The 16,989-nt window shown below is 65.4% G+C and carries 11 protein-coding genes; 7 read left to right on the top strand and 4 right to left on the bottom strand.

All coding sequences use genetic code 11. From position 1 onward, the window contains the following. Positions 1-119: 119 nt before the first annotated feature. The 4 genes from ACG2LG_RS08195 to ACG2LG_RS08210 are packed head-to-tail and all read left to right on the top strand — an operon-like array spanning position 120 to position 6,760. A complete protein-coding gene (locus tag ACG2LG_RS08195; protein ID WP_396257981.1) occupies positions 120-2,945 on the top strand; it encodes a hypothetical protein in 2,826 nt (941 codons plus the stop codon). Positions 2,946-2,985: 40 nt separating this feature from the next. Continuing rightward, a complete protein-coding gene (locus tag ACG2LG_RS08200; RefSeq protein WP_396257983.1) occupies positions 2,986-4,161 on the top strand; it encodes a hypothetical protein in 1,176 nt (391 codons plus the stop codon). 20 nt (positions 4,162-4,181) lie between these two features. After that, entirely contained in the window at positions 4,182-5,666 is a 1,485-nt protein-coding gene (locus tag ACG2LG_RS08205) for a sulfatase (RefSeq protein ID WP_396257985.1), read from the top strand. A gap of 23 nt (positions 5,667-5,689) precedes the next feature. Continuing rightward, positions 5,690-6,760 (top strand): hypothetical protein, encoded by a 1,071-nt coding sequence (locus tag ACG2LG_RS08210; RefSeq protein WP_396257987.1) that lies wholly within the window; start codon positions 5,690-5,692, stop codon positions 6,758-6,760. Positions 6,761-6,794: 34 nt separating this feature from the next. On the opposite strand, the gene ACG2LG_RS08215 is transcribed toward ACG2LG_RS08210, so the two are convergent. From ACG2LG_RS08215 to ACG2LG_RS08230, 4 genes are all read right to left on the bottom strand, one after another. Further along, positions 6,795-9,137, bottom strand: coding sequence for a GH92 family glycosyl hydrolase (locus ACG2LG_RS08215; protein ID WP_396257989.1), 2,343 nt, complete (start codon positions 9,135-9,137; stop codon positions 6,795-6,797). A 98-nt stretch (positions 9,138-9,235) separates the two neighbouring features. Then, entirely contained in the window at positions 9,236-11,497 is a 2,262-nt protein-coding gene (locus ACG2LG_RS08220; protein ID WP_396257991.1) for a glycosyl hydrolase family 95 catalytic domain-containing protein, read from the bottom strand. After that, positions 11,494-12,729 carry an aminotransferase class V-fold PLP-dependent enzyme gene (locus tag ACG2LG_RS08225; RefSeq protein WP_396257993.1) on the bottom strand — a complete coding sequence of 412 codons (1,236 nt, stop codon included), beginning with the start codon at positions 12,727-12,729 and terminating at the stop codon, positions 11,494-11,496. Before ACG2LG_RS08225 ends, ACG2LG_RS08220 begins: the two co-directional genes overlap by 4 nt. Positions 12,730-12,836: 107 nt before the next feature. Continuing rightward, a complete protein-coding gene (locus tag ACG2LG_RS08230; protein WP_396257995.1) occupies positions 12,837-13,889 on the bottom strand; it encodes a LacI family DNA-binding transcriptional regulator in 1,053 nt (350 codons plus the stop codon). A gap of 134 nt (positions 13,890-14,023) precedes the next feature. On the opposite strand from ACG2LG_RS08230, the gene ACG2LG_RS08235 reads away from it, so the two are divergent. From ACG2LG_RS08235 to ACG2LG_RS08245, 3 genes are read left to right on the top strand one after another with little or no spacing between them, the layout of a single operon-like run. Further along, entirely contained in the window at positions 14,024-15,409 is a 1,386-nt protein-coding gene (locus ACG2LG_RS08235) for a purine-cytosine permease family protein (RefSeq protein ID WP_396257997.1), read from the top strand. 4 nt (positions 15,410-15,413) lie between these two features. After that, the gene (locus tag ACG2LG_RS08240) at positions 15,414-15,614 is read left to right on the top strand and encodes a hypothetical protein (RefSeq protein ID WP_396257999.1); all 201 of its coding nucleotides are present in this window, start codon (positions 15,414-15,416) and stop codon (positions 15,612-15,614) included. 43 nt (positions 15,615-15,657) lie between these two features. Continuing rightward, positions 15,658-16,890: an L-rhamnose isomerase gene (locus ACG2LG_RS08245; protein WP_396258001.1), complete on the top strand. Its 1,233-nt coding sequence runs from the start codon at positions 15,658-15,660 to the stop codon at positions 16,888-16,890. The last annotated feature ends 99 nt before the right edge of the window (positions 16,891-16,989 follow it).

The raw sequence follows: 16,989 nt of genomic DNA on the forward strand, positions 1-16,989 counted from the left end.
GGGTGAGCTTGTCCGGAGGATTTCATGAAGATCCCGCGTCCCGGTCCTGTAGCAATGGGAGGGCCCGGACGGGATGCCGGGCACCGGGCATTTCCAACGAATCAAAACCGAAACTCTCGATGAGACCATTTACCAAGAGCTGTTCCTTCAAACTCCTGATCGCCGCTGTGCTCGTCATCCCGGCGACGCAGGCCGAAACCGTCCTTTACCGCTCGGGTGGCGGCAAGTGGGACGCGACAACGAAATCCTGGAGCCCCGTTTCCGGTGGCCCGTATGACGCGGCGTGGGTTGACGGCGGCAAGGCTGTCTTCGAGGGCACACCGGGCACGGTGACGCTGGGCGGCGACGTGAGTCTCAAGGCGCTCGAGTTCACCGCGGCCAGCTCCGGATTCCGGATCGAGGGACACACCCTGAAGTTCGGGCCCGGCGGCACGATCACGAATGCGGTTCCGAACGTGGACCACACCATCACCTCGGCGATCACCGGCAAGCCGGCCGTGCGGATCGCCGACAACTCCGGCGGAATCTATCTCGGCCTCACCTTTGCGCCCACCGAAGGCAGCATGGCGCTCGGCGGCGTGATGCTGCCCTATGAAAGCGGCAAGGGCGACAAAGGCGGGATCACCTTCGCGGGCTCCACCACCGGCAACACCATCGGCGAGGTCGATTTCGAGGGCGGCAACCGCTACGCCGATTTCCGCAAGGAGGGGCCGGGCACCTGGACGGTCGAGGGCGGCACGCGGATCGGCACCATCAAGCTCGCGGAAGGCACCCTCGCCCTGCACGGACCGGTCGAGTGCGTCTACTCGGGCTTCCAATTCACCGGAGGCACGCTGGCCGGCACCGGTCCGATCAAGAACGATCTTGTGGTGCCCGCCGGTGGAAAGCTCGCTCCGGGAGCGCCGACCGGTCCGCTCGGCATCGTGGGAACGCTTGACCTTTCCGCGCTGGCCGCGGGCGAAGGCACGATCGAACTCCAGCTCGACGCCGCGGGCCGGCCGAGCGACCGGATCGAGGTCACCGGCACGGTCGACATCGGCGATGGGGCGCTCGGTTTCAGCGATTTCACCTTCACCGATCTGGGTGGCGTCGAGGCGGGAGCCTACGTGCTCGTCAGCGCCACCGGGGGCATCACCGGCACCCTTGATCCCGACGACCGCCTCGGCACCATCGGCGGCCTGAACGGCGCCTTGCAGATCAACGGCAAGCGCCTCGAATGGGCCACCGACGCCGACGGCGACGGGATTCCCGATCCCTTCGAGCTGGCGCACACCCGCCCGGCCTCCGCGACCGCGCTCAAGCCCGGCGACGACCCGGATGACGACGGTCTCGACAACCTCGGCGAGTATCTCCACGGCACCGATCCCAACAACCCGGACAGCGACGGCGACCAACTCGAAGATGGCGCGGAAGTTGCGGGTGCCGGGGGGCGTCCGGCGACCGATCCGACCCTGGCCGACACCGACGCCGATGGCTTGAGCGACCGGGCGGAAACGCACACCGGCAAGTGGATCGATTCCTCCAACACCGGGACCAACCCCGCCGTAGTCGACAGCGATGGCGACGGCCTTTCCGATACGGTGGAAACGAACACCGGGAAGTTCGTCGACGCCACCAACACCGGCACTGACCCGAACCTGTCTAACAGTGATGGGGACCGGGCGGGCGACTGGTATGAGGTGGCGGCTTCGTTCACCGACCCGACCGACCCGCAGGACCAGCCCGGCATCCCGCTGCCGCTGCCCGATCCCGACCCCGCGGACCAGGGTGCCACCGGCAAGCCGGTGAAGGTTTACATCCTCTCCGGGCAGTCGAACATGGTCGGCTTCGGGCGAGTTTACGGCGAGGGCCCGGGGACGCTGGAAACCGTGACCAAGGTCCAGAACCGCTTTCCGAACATGCTCGACGAAGCGTCCGGAGGCTGGACGGTGCGCAACGATGTCTTTTACCGCGGCGTGGTCTCCGACATCGGTGCCGGACCGCTCAAGCCTGACGTGGCGGGCGACAGCTTCGGGCCCGAACTCGGGTTTGGCCATGTGATGGGATACCACCACGACGCGCCGGTCCTCCTTATCAAGAGCTGCATCGGCAACCGCAGCCTGAGCTGGGATTTCCTGCCCCCCGGCAGCGGGTCTTTCGACCGCACCGAGGACGGCGAAACCTTCACCTATGCCGGCTACGGCCAGTCGCCCAACCGCTGGCCGGCGGACGGGGGGGCGAGTCCCTTCGTGTGGTATGCCGGGAAGCAATACGACGACTGCTTTCTCGACGGGGCCGATATGGGTGCGCCCGCTTGGGCGGCCGACCTTTCCTACCCGAAAGGCTCGCAGGTCCGCCATGGCGGCGTGGTTTACCTCGCCACGGCGGAGCATCGATCCAGCAAGACCAACGAACCCGGGTCCGGCGCGGACTGGAAGAAGAACTGGGAGGTTTACTCGGTCTTCAACGTCACCGACATCCTAGACCACTTCGCCACTGAGTATCCGCAGTGGGCGGACCAGGGGTTCGAGATCGCCGGCTTCGTCTGGTGGCAGGGTCACAAGGACGGCGGCGAGCAGGGTTCCGGCGAGGCCGGTGCCGCGGCGTTGCGATACGAGCAGAACCTCGTCAACCTGATCGAAAGCCTGCGCAACTACTATGAGGACCGTTATCCCGGGAACACCGTCAAGGATGCGCCCTTCACGGTGGCCACGGTCGGCTTCGGCGGCGGTGGCTGGGACCCGGGCAGCAGCGCCGACGTCATTTTCAAGGCGCAGCTAGCGGTGAGCGATCCCGAGCGCCATCCGGACCTCGCGGGCACGGTGGGCTCGGTCGATACCACTGGCTACTGGCGCGATGAGTCCGTGTCACCGAAGGGCCAGGGCTTCCACTACAATCACAACGCCGAGACCTACCTGCTCACCGGTGACGCCCTCGGCCGGGCGATGATCGAACTCGAGAAGTAGGTTATCCAGGAATGCAGATTCGCCCCCCTGGCGCACCATCATGAAAGCAACCACGGACAAGAATCCCCACTCAACTCCCAGAACCATGAACTTCCGCCACCTCCGCATCGCCGCCGCCCTTGCCATCGCCTGCCACGTCTGCCCCGACACCGTCCGGGCGGCCAAGCCTGCGGTGCCTGACAGCATCAAGTCCTACTGCCTGGACTTCAACTGGGGTGGCAGGCGCCAGTTCGCTGCTCCCGGATCGTGGAGCCAGGCGGATCCCGCGCAGCATGTCGCCTGGTACAAGGCCATCGGCGCCAATGTCATCCAGACCTTCGCGGTGTCCTGCAACGGATACGCCTGGTACAAGAACGGCTTCGTGCCGGAACAACCGGGACTGAAGCACGACTTCCTGCCCGAGATGGTCCGTCTCGGTCATCAGGAAGGCATGCTCGTGTTCGGATACTTCTGCATTTCCGCCAACCCGAAGTGGGCCGCGGACCACCCCGAGCTCAGCTACGGCGCGCCCGCCGACTATCACATCCCCTACACCGACGAGTATCTCGACTACCTTTCCAAGTCGATCACCGACGCCGTCAGCAAGACCGGGATCGATGGCTTCATGATCGACTGGCTGTGGCAGCCGAAGCGGCTCTCCACCGGGGGCAAGTGGCTCGATTGCGAAAAGAAACTCTACCAGCAGTTGATGGGTGAGCCATTTCCCGGCGAGGGGAAACTCACGAAGGAGCAGGACCTCGCCTACAGCCGCAAGGCCATCGACCGTTGCTGGAAAGCCATTCGCAAGGCCGCCAAGGAGGCGAACCCGGACTGCATCATCTGGGTGACGAGCAACCACATGGACCATCCGCATGTCATCAACTCCGACATGTACAGGGAGGCCGACTGGCTGATGAACGAGTCCGGCGACATGAAACGCATCCAGGGAGCGAAGAACATGGTCGGCGAACACACCCGGCTCATCACCTGCCTGGCGCTCTGGAACCGCATGGACGCCACCAAGGTGGTTCCCGAGGCCCAGGCGGCGGGTGTCGGGCTCTACGGCTTCACCAAGCCTCGCAAGCATGGCAGCGGCCTGGTTCCGCTGGAGCCCATCCTCAGCCGTCCGGTCCGTGAACTGAGGGGCGACGACCGCAACATCGCCACCCTCGCGCGGGCTTACCATGGGCTTCCGCTGGACGCGGCATGGACCGCGGAGGAGGGCTTCATCAAGTGAGAAAACCTTCAGTGAAAGACATGAAGCACTACCGTCACTCCCTGTTCCCTTCGACGTCCCGTCCGCGTGGAACCATGGTCTTCAGGCTCGCGGATTCGCTCCGCACCGCCTGGTGCCGTCTTGCGGCCATCGGCCGGCTCCTGTCCGCCGTGACGACGCTCCCGCTCATCGCGCACGCCGAGGTGGCAAGGCCGAACTTCATCTTCGTGATCGCCGACGACCACCGCTGGGACGCGATGGGGGTCGTCCAGCGCGAGCAGGGCGACAAGGCGCGCTTCCCTTGGTTCGAGTCGCCGGCGATGGACCGCCTCGCGGCCGAAGGCGTGCGTTTCCGCCAGGCCTTCGTCGTGCACTCGATCTGCTCGCCCGGCCGCGCGGCCTTCCTCACCGGCCTCTACAACCATGTCAACGGCATCACCAACAACCACACGCCCTTCCCCGAGGACTCGGTGACTCATGCCACGCTGCTGCGCGACGCCGGCTACCGCACCGCCTACTTCGGCAAGTGGCACATGGGCAACCAGAAGGGTCGCCCCGGGTTCCAGCACTCGGCCAGCTTCATCAACCAGGGCATCTATCAGGACTGCCCGTTCCAGATCAACGGCGAGATGGTGCAGACCAAGGGCTGGGTCGATGACGTCAGCACCGACTTCGCCATCGAATGGCTCAAGCAGAACCGGGATGCCGCCAAGCCGTTCTCGATGGTGCTCGGCTTCAAGAGCCCGCACAACCGCCGCGGCGGGGCCAACCTGCCCGAGCGCCTGCGCGAACTTTACGCCGGCGAAACCAGCCGTCCCGTGCCGAATCTCAAGGTCCCGGCGATCTATCACAAACCGGACCCGGAAACCGGCGAATACCCGCGCGGCCTCGCCGACAACGCCGTCCACCTCGACTACCTGCGGCATATCAAGGGCATCGACGAGAACCTCGGCCGCCTGCTCGACACGCTCGACGAACTCAAGATCGCCGACGACACCGTGGTCGTCTACACCAGCGACAACGGCTATTTCCTCGGCGAACACGGCTGCGGCGACAAGCGCGCGCTCTACGAGGAATCCTTGCTCATCCCGTTCCTCGTCCGCTATCCGCGCGAGTTCCCGAAGGGGCTCGTCGTCGATGAAATGGTCCTCAACATCGACCTCGCGCCGACCTGGCTCGACCTCGCCGGACTGCCGGCCCGGCCGGAAATGCACGGTGTCAGCTGGAAGCCGCTCGCCGCGGGCAACAAGCCGGCCGACTGGCGCCAGTCCTTCCTCGCCTACTACTACAAGGACCTCGGCGACACCCCGACCTGCGTCGGCGTGCGCACCACCACCGCCAAGCTCGTCCATTACCACGGCAAGCCCGAGTTCACCGAGGCCTTCGATCTGGCGAAGGACCCCTACGAGACCCGCAACCTCGCCAAGGATGCAGCGTTCACCAAGCCGCTGCGGGCCGAACTCAACCGCCTCGCGGCGGAATACGAATATCAACTGCCGCCCGAAGCCGTCGTGACCGGGCCCTGAGAGCACTCCACTCATCGAGCATTATGAAATCCCTGGTGCTCATCCTGGCCGCCGGCGTCCTGCATGCCGCCGAGCTGCCGGAGATCGATGCGGCGACACTCGCGAAGTGGTCGGCACCCTACCGCGGCTGGCATTACCACCCGGATCATGTCATTCCCGCCAAGCCCGGAATCGAGGGCTACGGGGATGTCAGGATGACCGATGTGCCCACCGTGTTCCAGCTCCCCGGTGATCCGAAATGGTATCTGTCGTTCATCGGTTTCGATGGCAGGGGCTACCAGTCGTTCGTGGCCGAAAGCGAGGATCTCGTGAACTGGACCAACCCGCGCCTCGCCATGGGCTACGGGCCGGAGGGCGAATTCGACCACGGCGGAGTCGTGCTCGGTGCCTACCTCTACGAGTCATACGATATCAGGGCCCCGCGCACGCTGAAGAGAAAGGACGGGAAATTCTGGTCGCTCTACGGCGCCTATCCGCGCCAGGGCGGCTACGAGCTGCGGCCGGGATACGAGGGCGTCGCTGTGAGCGACGACGGACTGAGCTGGCGGCGCGCCAAGGACGAGCCGATCCTGTCGATCCACCAGGATGACTGCGGCGAATGGGAGCAGGATTGCATCTATCAGCCGTGGCTGGTCGAGCATGGCGGGCGCTACCACAACTTCTACAACGCCGCCAACGGCAAGATCGAGCAGCTCGGACTGGCGTTTTCGGACGACCTTCTTGAATGGCGGCGCCACCCGCAAAACCCGGTGATCCCCCACGGTCCCAAGGGCAGTTACAACCAACAATTCTCCGCCGACGCGAAGGTGTTCCGCGACGGCGACCACTGGACCGCCTTCTTCTTCGGGGTTGGCCGGGGCGGTGCGCACATCATGGCCGCCTTCTCGCGCGACCTGCTCCACTGGACCGTCGATCCGGAGCCGCTCTACAAGGCCGGCGGGAATCCGTCCGGGCTCGACAAGCAGTACGCCCACAAGATCTCCTTGGTCTGGGACCCGGCCAACGAGACCTACTACCTGTTCTACAACGCGGTCGGCAACGAGGGCCGCGGCATCGGCCTCATCACCAGCAAGCCGCTTGCCCAAGGCTCCTGACTTTTGTGAAGGAAGCAGGTGGGTGAGCGGGAGATCATTTTTCCGTGCCGTGACGGGGTGGGGGTGGGACGCCGGCGGTGCCGGTGCCCCAGGCCTTGTTGGGTTGGGCACCCATGGTCAACACAAGATGTCCGCCGGCCAGCGCCTCGCTGGCGTAGAACCATGGTTGGTCGAGCGGTTTGCCGTTCAGGGTGGCGGATTGGATGTAGATGTTCTTCGGAGAATTGTTGCGGGCCTCGACGACGAACCGCCCGCCTGGATGGTAGGCGGGATCCAGCCGGATCACCGCGCGGTCGAAGAGCGGTGAGCCGATTTCGTAGATGGGATCGACGCGGCACCCGCCGTCGGTTTGGAACAGGCCCAGCGCACTCATGGCGAACCAGGCTCCGCCCTGACCCTGATCCTCATCGCCGGGCCAGCCGTCGTGCGGAGTGTCGCCGTAATAGCGGTCCATGATCGAGCGCGTCCACTTCTGGGTGAGCCAGGGCTCCCCGGCGTGGTTGAACAGGTAGGCGACCTGCATGCTCGGCTGGTTGCCGTGGTTGATCGGCACCGTGGACATGCGGTCATTCGGGGCGTTGAAGTCGTGCCGGGAGGATGTTTCGAGGCCCTCGTTGAGTCGTTCCACGAAACGCTCGCGGCCCATGAGTTCGATGAGTGCGGGCAGGTTCTGCGGCACGAACCAGGTGTATTGCCAGGGGTTGCCCTCGACCCAGCCGCCCTCCCTGCCGTAGGGATTAAAGTCCTTCTGCCAGCTCCCGTCCGGGTGACGTGCCCGCATGAAGCCGGTTTCCTTGTCGAAAAGGTTCCGCCAGTTTTCCGCACGTTTGGAGAACTGTTCGTATTCCCGTTCGCGGCCCACTGCGAGGGCCATCTGCGCGACGCACCAATCGTCGTAGGCATACTCCAGGGTATTGGACGCGAAGCCCTTGCCGATGGGGACGTAGCCGTGCTCGAGGTAGGGTTGCAAATCCCTGTTGCCGACATGTCCGCCGGCCGGGTGGTTGCGCGCCGGTGTCGTCTGGCTATGCAGCATCGCCTCGAAGGCCTTCTCCACATCGTATCCACGGATGCCGTGCTGGTAAGCCGCCACGATGAGCGGAATCGCGTGGGAGGCCTCCATGATGGATGAATACTCGATGCCGGTCGGCCCCTTCGGCAGCCAGCCGCCCTTGTCGTGGATTTCGAGCAACGAGCGGACCCATTTTTCCGAGACGTCCGGCGTGACGAGGTTCCACAGCGGGTTGAGGTTCCAGAAGGTGTTCCAGAGGGCATCGCTGCCATACACCGGGGAGTCGGGATCGGGAAGCTGTTGCACCCGCTCATACATGTCCGTGTATTTCCCGTTCACGTCCGACCAGATGGTCCGGGCGCAATACGCCCGGTAGAGGTTGGTGTAGAATTTCAGGCGGTCGCTCTCCCGGCCGCCCTCGACCGTGACCCGTCCGAGCAGGTCGTTCCAGGTCTTGCGGGCGGCCTTGCGGCAGGCGTCGAAATCCCATCCGTAGGGTTTCATCTCCGTATCGAGGTTCAGCCGGGCCTGCTCGATGCTCACCAGCGAGATGCCGGTTTGCAGCAGGATATGCTCGCCCCGCGCCGTCCTGAAGTTGAGGCAGACGCCGTTGTCTCCCCGGCCGTTCAGCGCCTTGACATCCCGTGACACCGCATCGCGCTGCCAACGGTCCATGCTGTCGAAGGCCCTGTTGGTGCGCGCCACGAAATGCAACGTGTAATCCTGGTAATGAACGGCCTTGTAGTGGAGGCCGGCAGACATCTCGACGGAGCCGGCGATTTCCGTGTCGCTGACTTTTTCCACCACGGCCTTGGTGACCTGCGTGCCGTATTCGGTGGGGATCCACAGATCGAACAGGATGCGTGCCTCCCGGGATTCGGGGAAGGTGTAGCGCTGGAAACCCGCGCGGGTGGTGCAGGTCAGCTCGGCGCGGATGCCGTGGTCGTCGAGGGTGACGGCGTAGTAGCCAGGCTCGGCGGTTTCCGTCTCGTGCCGGAACCGGCTCCGGTAGCCGGCGTCGGGATCGTCCTCCGGCCCCGGCTGTGTTTGCAGCGGGCCGGTGGCCGGCATGGTGAGCAGCCCGCCCATCGTCCACGAGTGGACGTGGCTGAAGCCCATGATGTTGTCGATGGTGTATTCGTAGCCCGCCTTCCAGTGCCGCCGGGCCGGGTCGTCGCCCTGGTTGTCCGGGCTGAGTTTCACCATCCCGAAGGGCATCGAGGGCCCCGGATACAACATCCACCGCGACGAGGAGGTTCCAATCAGGCAGTCCACCCAATCGACCGGCTCACGCGGCAGGGCCGGTGGCGCATCGGCGAACTTCGCCGCATCCTCCGCGGCGCTACCCGCAGCGATTGCTAGCATTTGGCAGAGGGCCAGGACGAGGTGTTTCAACGGATTGGAGCTTTTTTGGGCGGCAAGTCAGCACGTCCCGCGTGGCAAGTCGGATGATGGATTCCAGTCTAACGGACAGTGGATGGGGCGCTTTTCAGCATCACTTCCTCGCCGCGTTCGAGTTGCAGTTCATAGACTCCGGGGGCGACTTGGACGGGTTGCGGGTTGCCGGGGCCTTCGGCCATGATCTCGCCCTCCATCCCGGGCCGCACCCGGCACGGTTCGCCGGCCAGGCTGCGGATGCGGATCCACTCGGTCTTGCCCTTGCTGCGCTTGGCGCTGACGAGGAAGGCCCCCTCTGCACGAAGGTCGCGGAACTCGACGTCTTTCCATGCCGAGGGCAGGGCAGGGAAGATGCGGATCGGGCCCGGTTCGTCGCGCGCCGGGTTGCTCCAGCTCTGCAGCAGCATGTCCTGGATGATGTTGGCGGCGGCGAGTGTCGATTCGATGCAGGGGCTCTCATACCAGAGGCCGTTCGGGTAGAGGTCGCCCTGCAGGCGCTCGAGGCTGACCAATGTCCGGTCGCCGAGGCCGAGGGCGGCACCGATCGGGCCGGCGTGGGCCTGGACCATGGCCTGCCGCTGGCCGGGGCCGGCGGTTCCCAGCGCGCGCTCGAAGGAGCGTTCGAGGACGTCGCGGGTGCCCTCCTGCTCGATGTTGACCAGGAACAGCGGATAGATCATCAGCAGGTTGGAAAAGTGCTGGTGGTTGGCCGAGGAGGTCCGGTCGCGGCCGAGGCGGTAGCCGTGCTCGTCGGCCGGGTAGTCCGGCAGGTTTTCGGCGACTTGTTTCCAGCGGGGGATCAGCGGGTCGTCGATGCCGAGGCGCTCGCTGGCCTTGAGCAGGGTGAGGCAGCCCCATTTGAGCAGCGCGAGGTCGAAGTTGCAGTCCTCGAAGACGCCGGTTTCCGGCGAGTAGGTCGGCGGCAGGCGCAGGGTCCCGTCGTCTTCCTCGACGACCATGTGGAGGTAGAGGTTGACCGCCCGGCGGAGCAGCGGAAAGACCTTCTCGCGCAGCAGGTCCTCGTCCATCGAGTAGCGGTATTGCCACCAGGCGTTGTGCATTGCCCAGGGCAGGTTGCCGACGAGGTGGAAGTAGCGTTTGTCACCGTCGCGTTGGCCGCGCATGTCCCAGGCGACGGCCAGCGGCAGGTAGGCCGAGTCCTGCTGCCACTCGACCGGGCGTACCGCTTTGATGAGTTCATCCCGCTGTTCGTGCAGGCGGTCGATGAGCGCCCGGCCCTGCTTGAGGCGGTTGGCGGTGTAGACCGGCCAGTGGGCGCTCTGGATGTTCCAGTCGGTGGTGAAATAGGGCCAGGACTTCCCCTGGAACCAGATCCCCGGCGTGTCGACCATGCAGCGCCCGGCCCGGCTGGTGCAGCCGAAGCGGCAGATCGTCTGCCAGTAGAGCGACTCGAGATCCTTGTCCGGCAGGGTGACGAAACTACGAGGGTAGTAGTCGTGCCACCACGCCCGGTGGCCGCGCACCCGGGCATCGCGATCGAGTGCGAGGACCCGCCGGACCTCGGCCACCGCGGTGTCGGGAGCGGTTTGTTCGGGATAGCTGTTGGCAATTGAAGCGACGAGGGTGCGGGTGTTGCCCTCGGTCCGCTCGCCCCAGGCGGTGGCGTAGCCGCCGCCGGCCAGCAGGTCTTGAATCCAGACTTGGGTGCCCCGGCGCGTTTCCAGCCGCCCGTCCGGGTTCGGCTTCCACGGGACGTGCATGTCCTGGTAGAGCTCGCCGTATTTTTTGACGAAGCGCTGGAGTTCGGCCTCGTTCTTCGGGTAGCCGGGTCGGGTGGTGCGGGCTTCCTCCGGGTGCCAGGTCCAGCGGCAGGCACGCTCGCCGTCGTCGGGGGTCAACTCGGTGACGATCGCCATGTCCTCCGCGTGAACGTAGTGGCGGATGCGGATTTCTCCCTCGGTGGTGGTGATGGTGCCGGTGAGTTCGGCATTCCAGAGGTCCTTGCGCCAATGGCAGCCGGTGAGCTTGCCGACCGGGTGGAGAGAGAAGTGCCCGATTTGCAGACGCGGACGGCTGTAGGCCGTCCAGCCCCAGCTGTTGTCGCGGTGGTCGTGAACGTCGGCGCGGAAGACCTGAAGCCGCAGCGAGTCGTCGGCTTGATAGAGCATCGATCCGAGCATCGCGTTGCCGAAGTGCGGCGCCTCGGTCCAGCCGGCCGGGAGTTGCTCGAAGCGCATGTCGTGGCGGGCGATGAACTCCGGCCAGTCGATATCCTCGACCTCGGCATGGGCGGCGGTAAACAGGGCGCACAGGGCCGCTGCGCTCAGGGTTCGGCTGAGTGTGCCTGGATCGGGAGTGGTCATCATGAAGTCCGGGTGAATTGCTGTTTCAGGATCTCCGCCAGCCGCTCGAACTGGGCCAGATGATTGTAGGCCTGGGCGCTGATTCTCAGGGTCTGGCGTGGTGGTGCCGGCCACGGTGAGACCGGAACGTCGATGTTGTGTTCGCGAAGCAAGTGGCAGTAGAGCGGCAGGCTGGGGGACGGGCTGGTGGTGAAATCCATCTGGTCCGGCTGTGACTCGTCGGGCAGCACCACGGTGGCCATCGTCCCGAGCATCGAATTGGGAGCCGGGGGATCGCCACTCAGGGCCCGGCACAGCAGGTCGCGGGCGGCCAGGGCGAGCCGGCGGTTGCGCGCGGCGAGCCCCGCCGCCCCGCCCGGGAAGGCAGACTCTAGGAACTCGATCGAGTCCTTGACGCAGATCCACGGGGTCGGATCGATCGTGCCGATCCAGTCGAAGAGATCGTGGAACCGGGAGCGGCCGGGTCGCCGCATGTTCATCCCGTGGCTGATCACCGCAGGCACGATCGGCTCCTGCCGGTCGCGGCGCACGTGCAGGAATCCCGCGCCCTTCGGTGCGCACATCCACTTGTGGCAGTTGCCGGTGTAGTAGGCCGCGCCGAGGGCATCGAGGTCGAGCGGCACCATCGCCGGTGCATGGGAACCATCGACCAGCACGTCAATCCCCCGGCCCTGGATTTCGGAGACCAGACGGTCGATGGGAAAGATCAGCGCCGTGGGGCTGGTGACGTGGTCGAGCATCACCAGGCGGGTGCGGTCGGTCAGTGCCCCCAGCACCGCCTCGACCACCTGTTCGGCGTCACTGAGAGGGAAGGGCACCTCGGCGACCCTGAGTTGGGCACCGCAGCGTTCCGCGACGTAGCGCAGGGCGTTGGTGCAGGCGTTGTAGGCGTGGTTGGTGGTGAGCAACTCGTCGCCGGGTTCGAAGTCGAGCGACCGGACCACCGCGCTGACGGCGCTGGTCGAGTTCGGCACCGGCACGATGTCCTCGAAGCGGGAGCCGAGGAAGTCGCATAGCGCCTGCCGCGCTTCGTCCTGCAAGGGGCCGCGGCGGGCGGTCATGAAGCGGACCGGTTCGCGCTCCATTTCCTCGCGATACCGGGACTGCGCCTCGAGCACCGGCCTTGGACAGGCACCGAAGGAGCCATGATTCAGGAAGTCGACGGACCGATCGAGGATCCAGTGTTCCGGATCCCCTGCCGGGGACTCGATGCAAAGACTGCTATTCGTGGTCATTCTGTCTGTCCTGTGGGGTTGAGCACTTGTTGGCCCGCCGGGTCGTACTCAAGCGACAAGGCTGATATGCCAGGCATGCCGTTGGTACGAAAATTGAGAAATCGAGGCTAGTTTCCGGGAGCCGGTCCGCTCGACTCGCGGGCGATGAAGGTGGTCGGGAATTCGGCGCGACGCGGGGCGTCATCGATGCCTTCGATCCGCGACATCAGAAACTCCACGGCCCGGGCGACCATGCCGGCATGGGGCTGGGCGATGGTCGAGAGCGACACCGGAAGATGCGCCGCCATCGGCACTCCGTCGATGCCCACCACCGAGAGGTCTCCGGGCACCTTCAGCCCGGCGTCGATCGCGGCCCGCATCACCCCGATCGCCGTGAGGTCGTTGAGGGCGACAACCGCGGTCGGGCGATCGGGCCGTGCCAGCACGGGCGCCATGGCCTGGCGGGCCTCGTCGATCGCCGGACCGCAGTGGAGGGTCTCGAGGGTCGCGCCATCCAGTGAGCTCACGTTCTCCTCGAAGATCGCGGGTCGCCTGCCGGCCCGCTGCCCCCGGGAGCGGGCATCGAGCATGGCGAAGCGGCGATGGCCGTCGGCATGCAGGGCCGCGGCGGCTTCGGCGAGGCCGGGCGCGAAGTCGGGCATCACCAGGTCCACCGGGACCTCGCCGGCGCCGGGCATGCCGAGGGCGACGAAGGGGACGCCGGCGGCAGCCTGATTCCGGAAAATCTCGTGATGGGCGCCGACGTCGCTGACGAAGGCCAGCACGCCGTCCACGTTGCGCTCGGCAAAGTCTTGAAGGAGTTTCTTTTCCCGCTCGAGGTCGGTGCGCCAGCTCTCGATCACGAGATCGTAGCCGAGCGTCTCCACGGCCTCGCCGAAGAGTGAGGCGACGTGGGTGAAGTAGGGGTTGTTGAGGTCGGCGACCAGCAGCCCGATGCTCTGGAACCGGCCCGATTGCAGGGCCACCGCCGCCCGGTTGGGGCGGTAGCCGAGGGCTTCGGCCGCCGCGAAGACGCGCTCGACGGTGGCCTCCGAAGCCCACGAGTTGGGACGCCGGTTGAGGATGGTCGAGGCGGTGTTGACCGCCACCCCGGCGCGTTCGGCCACGTCCTTGAGACGCACGCGCTTGCCGGGGCCGGGACCTGTTGGCTTTCCGCTCATCGAATGCTTTCCGAATCAACCTGAGCGCAAGGCGGGTGGGGCGGAAGCCCAAAAATCGCCTTCAAGAATCGTTTCATGATTGGCTTGACGGGGAACGGGCGTCTGGCCATTGCTCGCACGACCCAATTCAACCCATGGCCGAAGAGCAACACGCCGCCACCGAGGAGTTCGAGCGCCGCCCGGTGCCGGATTCCGCCCTCAAGGGCCCCGGAAAATTCTGGGGCATGTATTCCGGCGAGCACGCCGCCGGCACCGAGTTCATGATCGGGCCGCTGTTCCTGCTGAGCGGGGTGGCACTCAAGGATGTGTTTCTCGGACTGTTCGTCGGCAACCTGCTGGCGGTGCTGAGCTGGCGCTACCTGTGCGCGCCAATCGCCGTGCGGGCGCGGATGACGCTCTACTACCAGTTGGAGAAGATCGCCGGCGGCAATCTGGTGAAGCTCTACAACCTGGCGAACGGAGTCCTCTTCTGCTTCCTCGCCGGGGCGATGATCACGGTCTCCGCCACGGCGGTGGGCATTCCCTTCAACATCGAGATGCCGACCATCGACTCGGTCTATCCGAACAACGCCGCCTTCGTCGTGATCGTCCTGCTCGTCGGCGCGGTGATCGCGCTGGTGGCGGCCAAGGGCTACGACCTCGTCGCGCGGTTTGCCAATGTCGCCTCGCCCTGGATGGTGCTGGTCTTTCTCGGCTGTGGCCTGGTGGCCCTCAAGCAGATCGGTGCGGCTGACTGGGAAGGGCTGAACAAGGTGTGGAACGCCTCGATCACCACGGCCCAGGGAGGCGAGGCCAAGAGCACGATGGGCTTCTGGTCGATCGCACTGTTCGCCTGGTTCTGCAACTCCGCGATGCACATCGGCATGGCCGACCTCTCGGTGTTCCGCTACGCGCGGAAGGCCTCGTCCGGATGGGCCGCGGCGGGGGGCATGTATGTCGGCCACTACATGGCGTGGATCGCCGCCGCCTTCATGCTCGCGGCGCAGATCCAGGCGACGGGCGATGCTAACCCGGTTCCGGGTCCGATGGCGGCCAATGTCGCGGGGCTTGCCGGAATCGTCTGCGTCGTGGTCGCCGGTTGGACCACCGCCAACCCGACGATCTACCGTGCGGGTCTTGCCTTCCAGGCGATGATTCCCAACTCGTCCCGGACGACGATGACGCTGGTTGCCGGGGCGGTGGCGACGATTGCCGGGGTCTTTCCGGCCTTCGCCTGGAAGCTTCTGGGCTTCGTGGGTTTCTACGGCACCGTGCTGGCCCCGATGGGTGCGGTGATCGTGGCGGATTGGTATTTTTCGAAGAAGGCGGGCTTCCAGCAGTTTGCGGCCGAGCACAAGGGCTCGGGATTCAATATCTCGGTGGCATTGGCCTGGCTGATCCCGGTGGCGGTTGCGACCTACTTCATCAAGTTCGCGCCCGAGGGCGATCGCATCGACTCGTGGTTCTGCATCCTGCCCTGCTGGATCGCCACCGCCATCCTCCACGTCATCTTCAGCAAAATCTTCCACAAGACAGCCTGATCCCATGAAGAAGCTCCTTCCGTTCATCGCCTTGGCGGGCCTTGTGCTCACCATCGCCCCGCCCCTCATCCACCTCTTCGGCGACCTGCCGGTGAAGACGACCTTCCATCTGATGACGGCGGGCATGGTTCTCTGGTTCGCCGCCGCCACGCCGTGGCTCGGTCGCCGCAAGCTCGAGCCGACCGACACAGAGGTTCAGATCTAGTGAAACGCTGATCTCCGCATCAGTCCTTTGCCATTTTCAGTCCATGTACGATCAAGCCCGCGAACAATACGCCACTCTTGGCGTCGATACCGAAGCCGCGCTCGAGCGTCTCTCGAAGATCCCCGTTTCCATCCATTGCTGGCAGGGCGACGATGTCGGGGGATTTGAAAATCCCGACGGCCAACTCGGCTCGGGTCTTGCCGTCACCGGCAACCATCCCGGCAAGGCGCGGACGCCGGACGAGCTTCGCTCCGACCTGGAGAAGGCGCTTTCGCTGATTCCCGGCGACCACCGCCTCAACCTCCACGCGATCTATCTCGAGACGGATACCAAGGTCGAGCGCGACGCGATCGAGACCCGCCATTTCCAGGGGTGGATCGACTGGTGCAAGAGCCAGAATCTCGGCCTCGACTTCAATCCCTCGTGCTTCGCCCATCCGCTGGCCGACAGTGGCCTGACCCTGGCCTCACCGGATGACGGGGTCCGCCGGTTCTGGATCGATCACTGCAAGGCCTGCCGCGTGATCGCCGACGACATGGGCGCCCAACTCGGCGACAAGACGGTCACCAACATCTGGATCCCGGACGGCTACAAGGACACCCCGGCCGACCGGATGGCACCGCGCCAGCGCCTGAAGGCCTCGCTCGACGAGGTGCTGGCCTCGCCGACTCCGAACAATCTCGATGCGGTCGAATCCAAGCTCTTCGGCATCGGCTCGGAGGCCTTCGTCGTCGGCTCGCACGAGTTCTACCTGGGCTATGCCGCCGAAAAGCAGATCGTGCTGTGTCTCGATGCCGGCCATTTCCACCCGACGGAGATGATCTCGGAAAAGATCAGCTCGTGCCTGCTCTACGTGCCGGAGTTGCTGCTCCACGTCTCGCGCGGCGTGCGCTGGGATTCGGATCACGTCGTCACGCTCTCGGACGAACTGCAGGCGATCACCCGTGAGATCGTCGCCAACCGGGTGGAGGATCGCGTGCACATCGGACTCGATTTCTTCGATGCCTCGATCAACCGCGTCGCCGCCTGGGCCATCGGCGTGCGCAACACCCTACGCGGGTTGCTGATCGGACTGCTCGAGCCGACCGACCGCCTGCGAGCCGCGGAGCTGGAGGGCGACTACACGACCCGCCTCGCCCTGCAGGAGGAGATGAAGAGCTTTCCCATCGGCGCGGTCTGGGACGAATACTGCAAGCGTCGTAGCGTCCCGGTCGGCCCCGCCTGGCTGGACGAGGTCCGGAGCTACGAGGACACGGTGCTTTCCAAGCGTTCGTAGTTCCCCGTTCACGGGGTCTTCTGGCAGCGTGTTCGACTCCGCATTTCACCGTGATCGCCAGAACCCGGGTGCCGTGGTTTCCGGGTCCTTCGGTGAAGA

The sequence above is a fragment of the Haloferula sp. A504 genome (assembly GCF_044385805.1).
In the GTDB taxonomy this organism is placed as follows: domain Bacteria; phylum Verrucomicrobiota; class Verrucomicrobiia; order Verrucomicrobiales; family Akkermansiaceae; genus Haloferula.

Coding starts and splice junctions, on each gene's coding strand:
- ACG2LG_RS08195 (WP_396257981.1), top strand. CDS start 120: ATGAGACCATTTACCAAGAGCTGTTCCTTCAAACTCCTGATCGCCGCT.
- ACG2LG_RS08200 (WP_396257983.1), top strand. CDS start 2,986: ATGAAAGCAACCACGGACAAGAATCCCCACTCAACTCCCAGAACCATG.
- ACG2LG_RS08205 (WP_396257985.1), top strand. CDS start 4,182: ATGAAGCACTACCGTCACTCCCTGTTCCCTTCGACGTCCCGTCCGCGT.
- ACG2LG_RS08210 (WP_396257987.1), top strand. CDS start 5,690: ATGAAATCCCTGGTGCTCATCCTGGCCGCCGGCGTCCTGCATGCCGCC.
- ACG2LG_RS08215 (WP_396257989.1), bottom strand. CDS start 9,137: ATGCTAGCAATCGCTGCGGGTAGCGCCGCGGAGGATGCGGCGAAGTTC.
- ACG2LG_RS08220 (WP_396257991.1), bottom strand. CDS start 11,497: ATGATGACCACTCCCGATCCAGGCACACTCAGCCGAACCCTGAGCGCA.
- ACG2LG_RS08225 (WP_396257993.1), bottom strand. CDS start 12,729: ATGACCACGAATAGCAGTCTTTGCATCGAGTCCCCGGCAGGGGATCCG.
- ACG2LG_RS08230 (WP_396257995.1), bottom strand. CDS start 13,889: ATGAGCGGAAAGCCAACAGGTCCCGGCCCCGGCAAGCGCGTGCGTCTC.
- ACG2LG_RS08235 (WP_396257997.1), top strand. CDS start 14,024: ATGGCCGAAGAGCAACACGCCGCCACCGAGGAGTTCGAGCGCCGCCCG.
- ACG2LG_RS08240 (WP_396257999.1), top strand. CDS start 15,414: ATGAAGAAGCTCCTTCCGTTCATCGCCTTGGCGGGCCTTGTGCTCACC.
- ACG2LG_RS08245 (WP_396258001.1), top strand. CDS start 15,658: ATGTACGATCAAGCCCGCGAACAATACGCCACTCTTGGCGTCGATACC.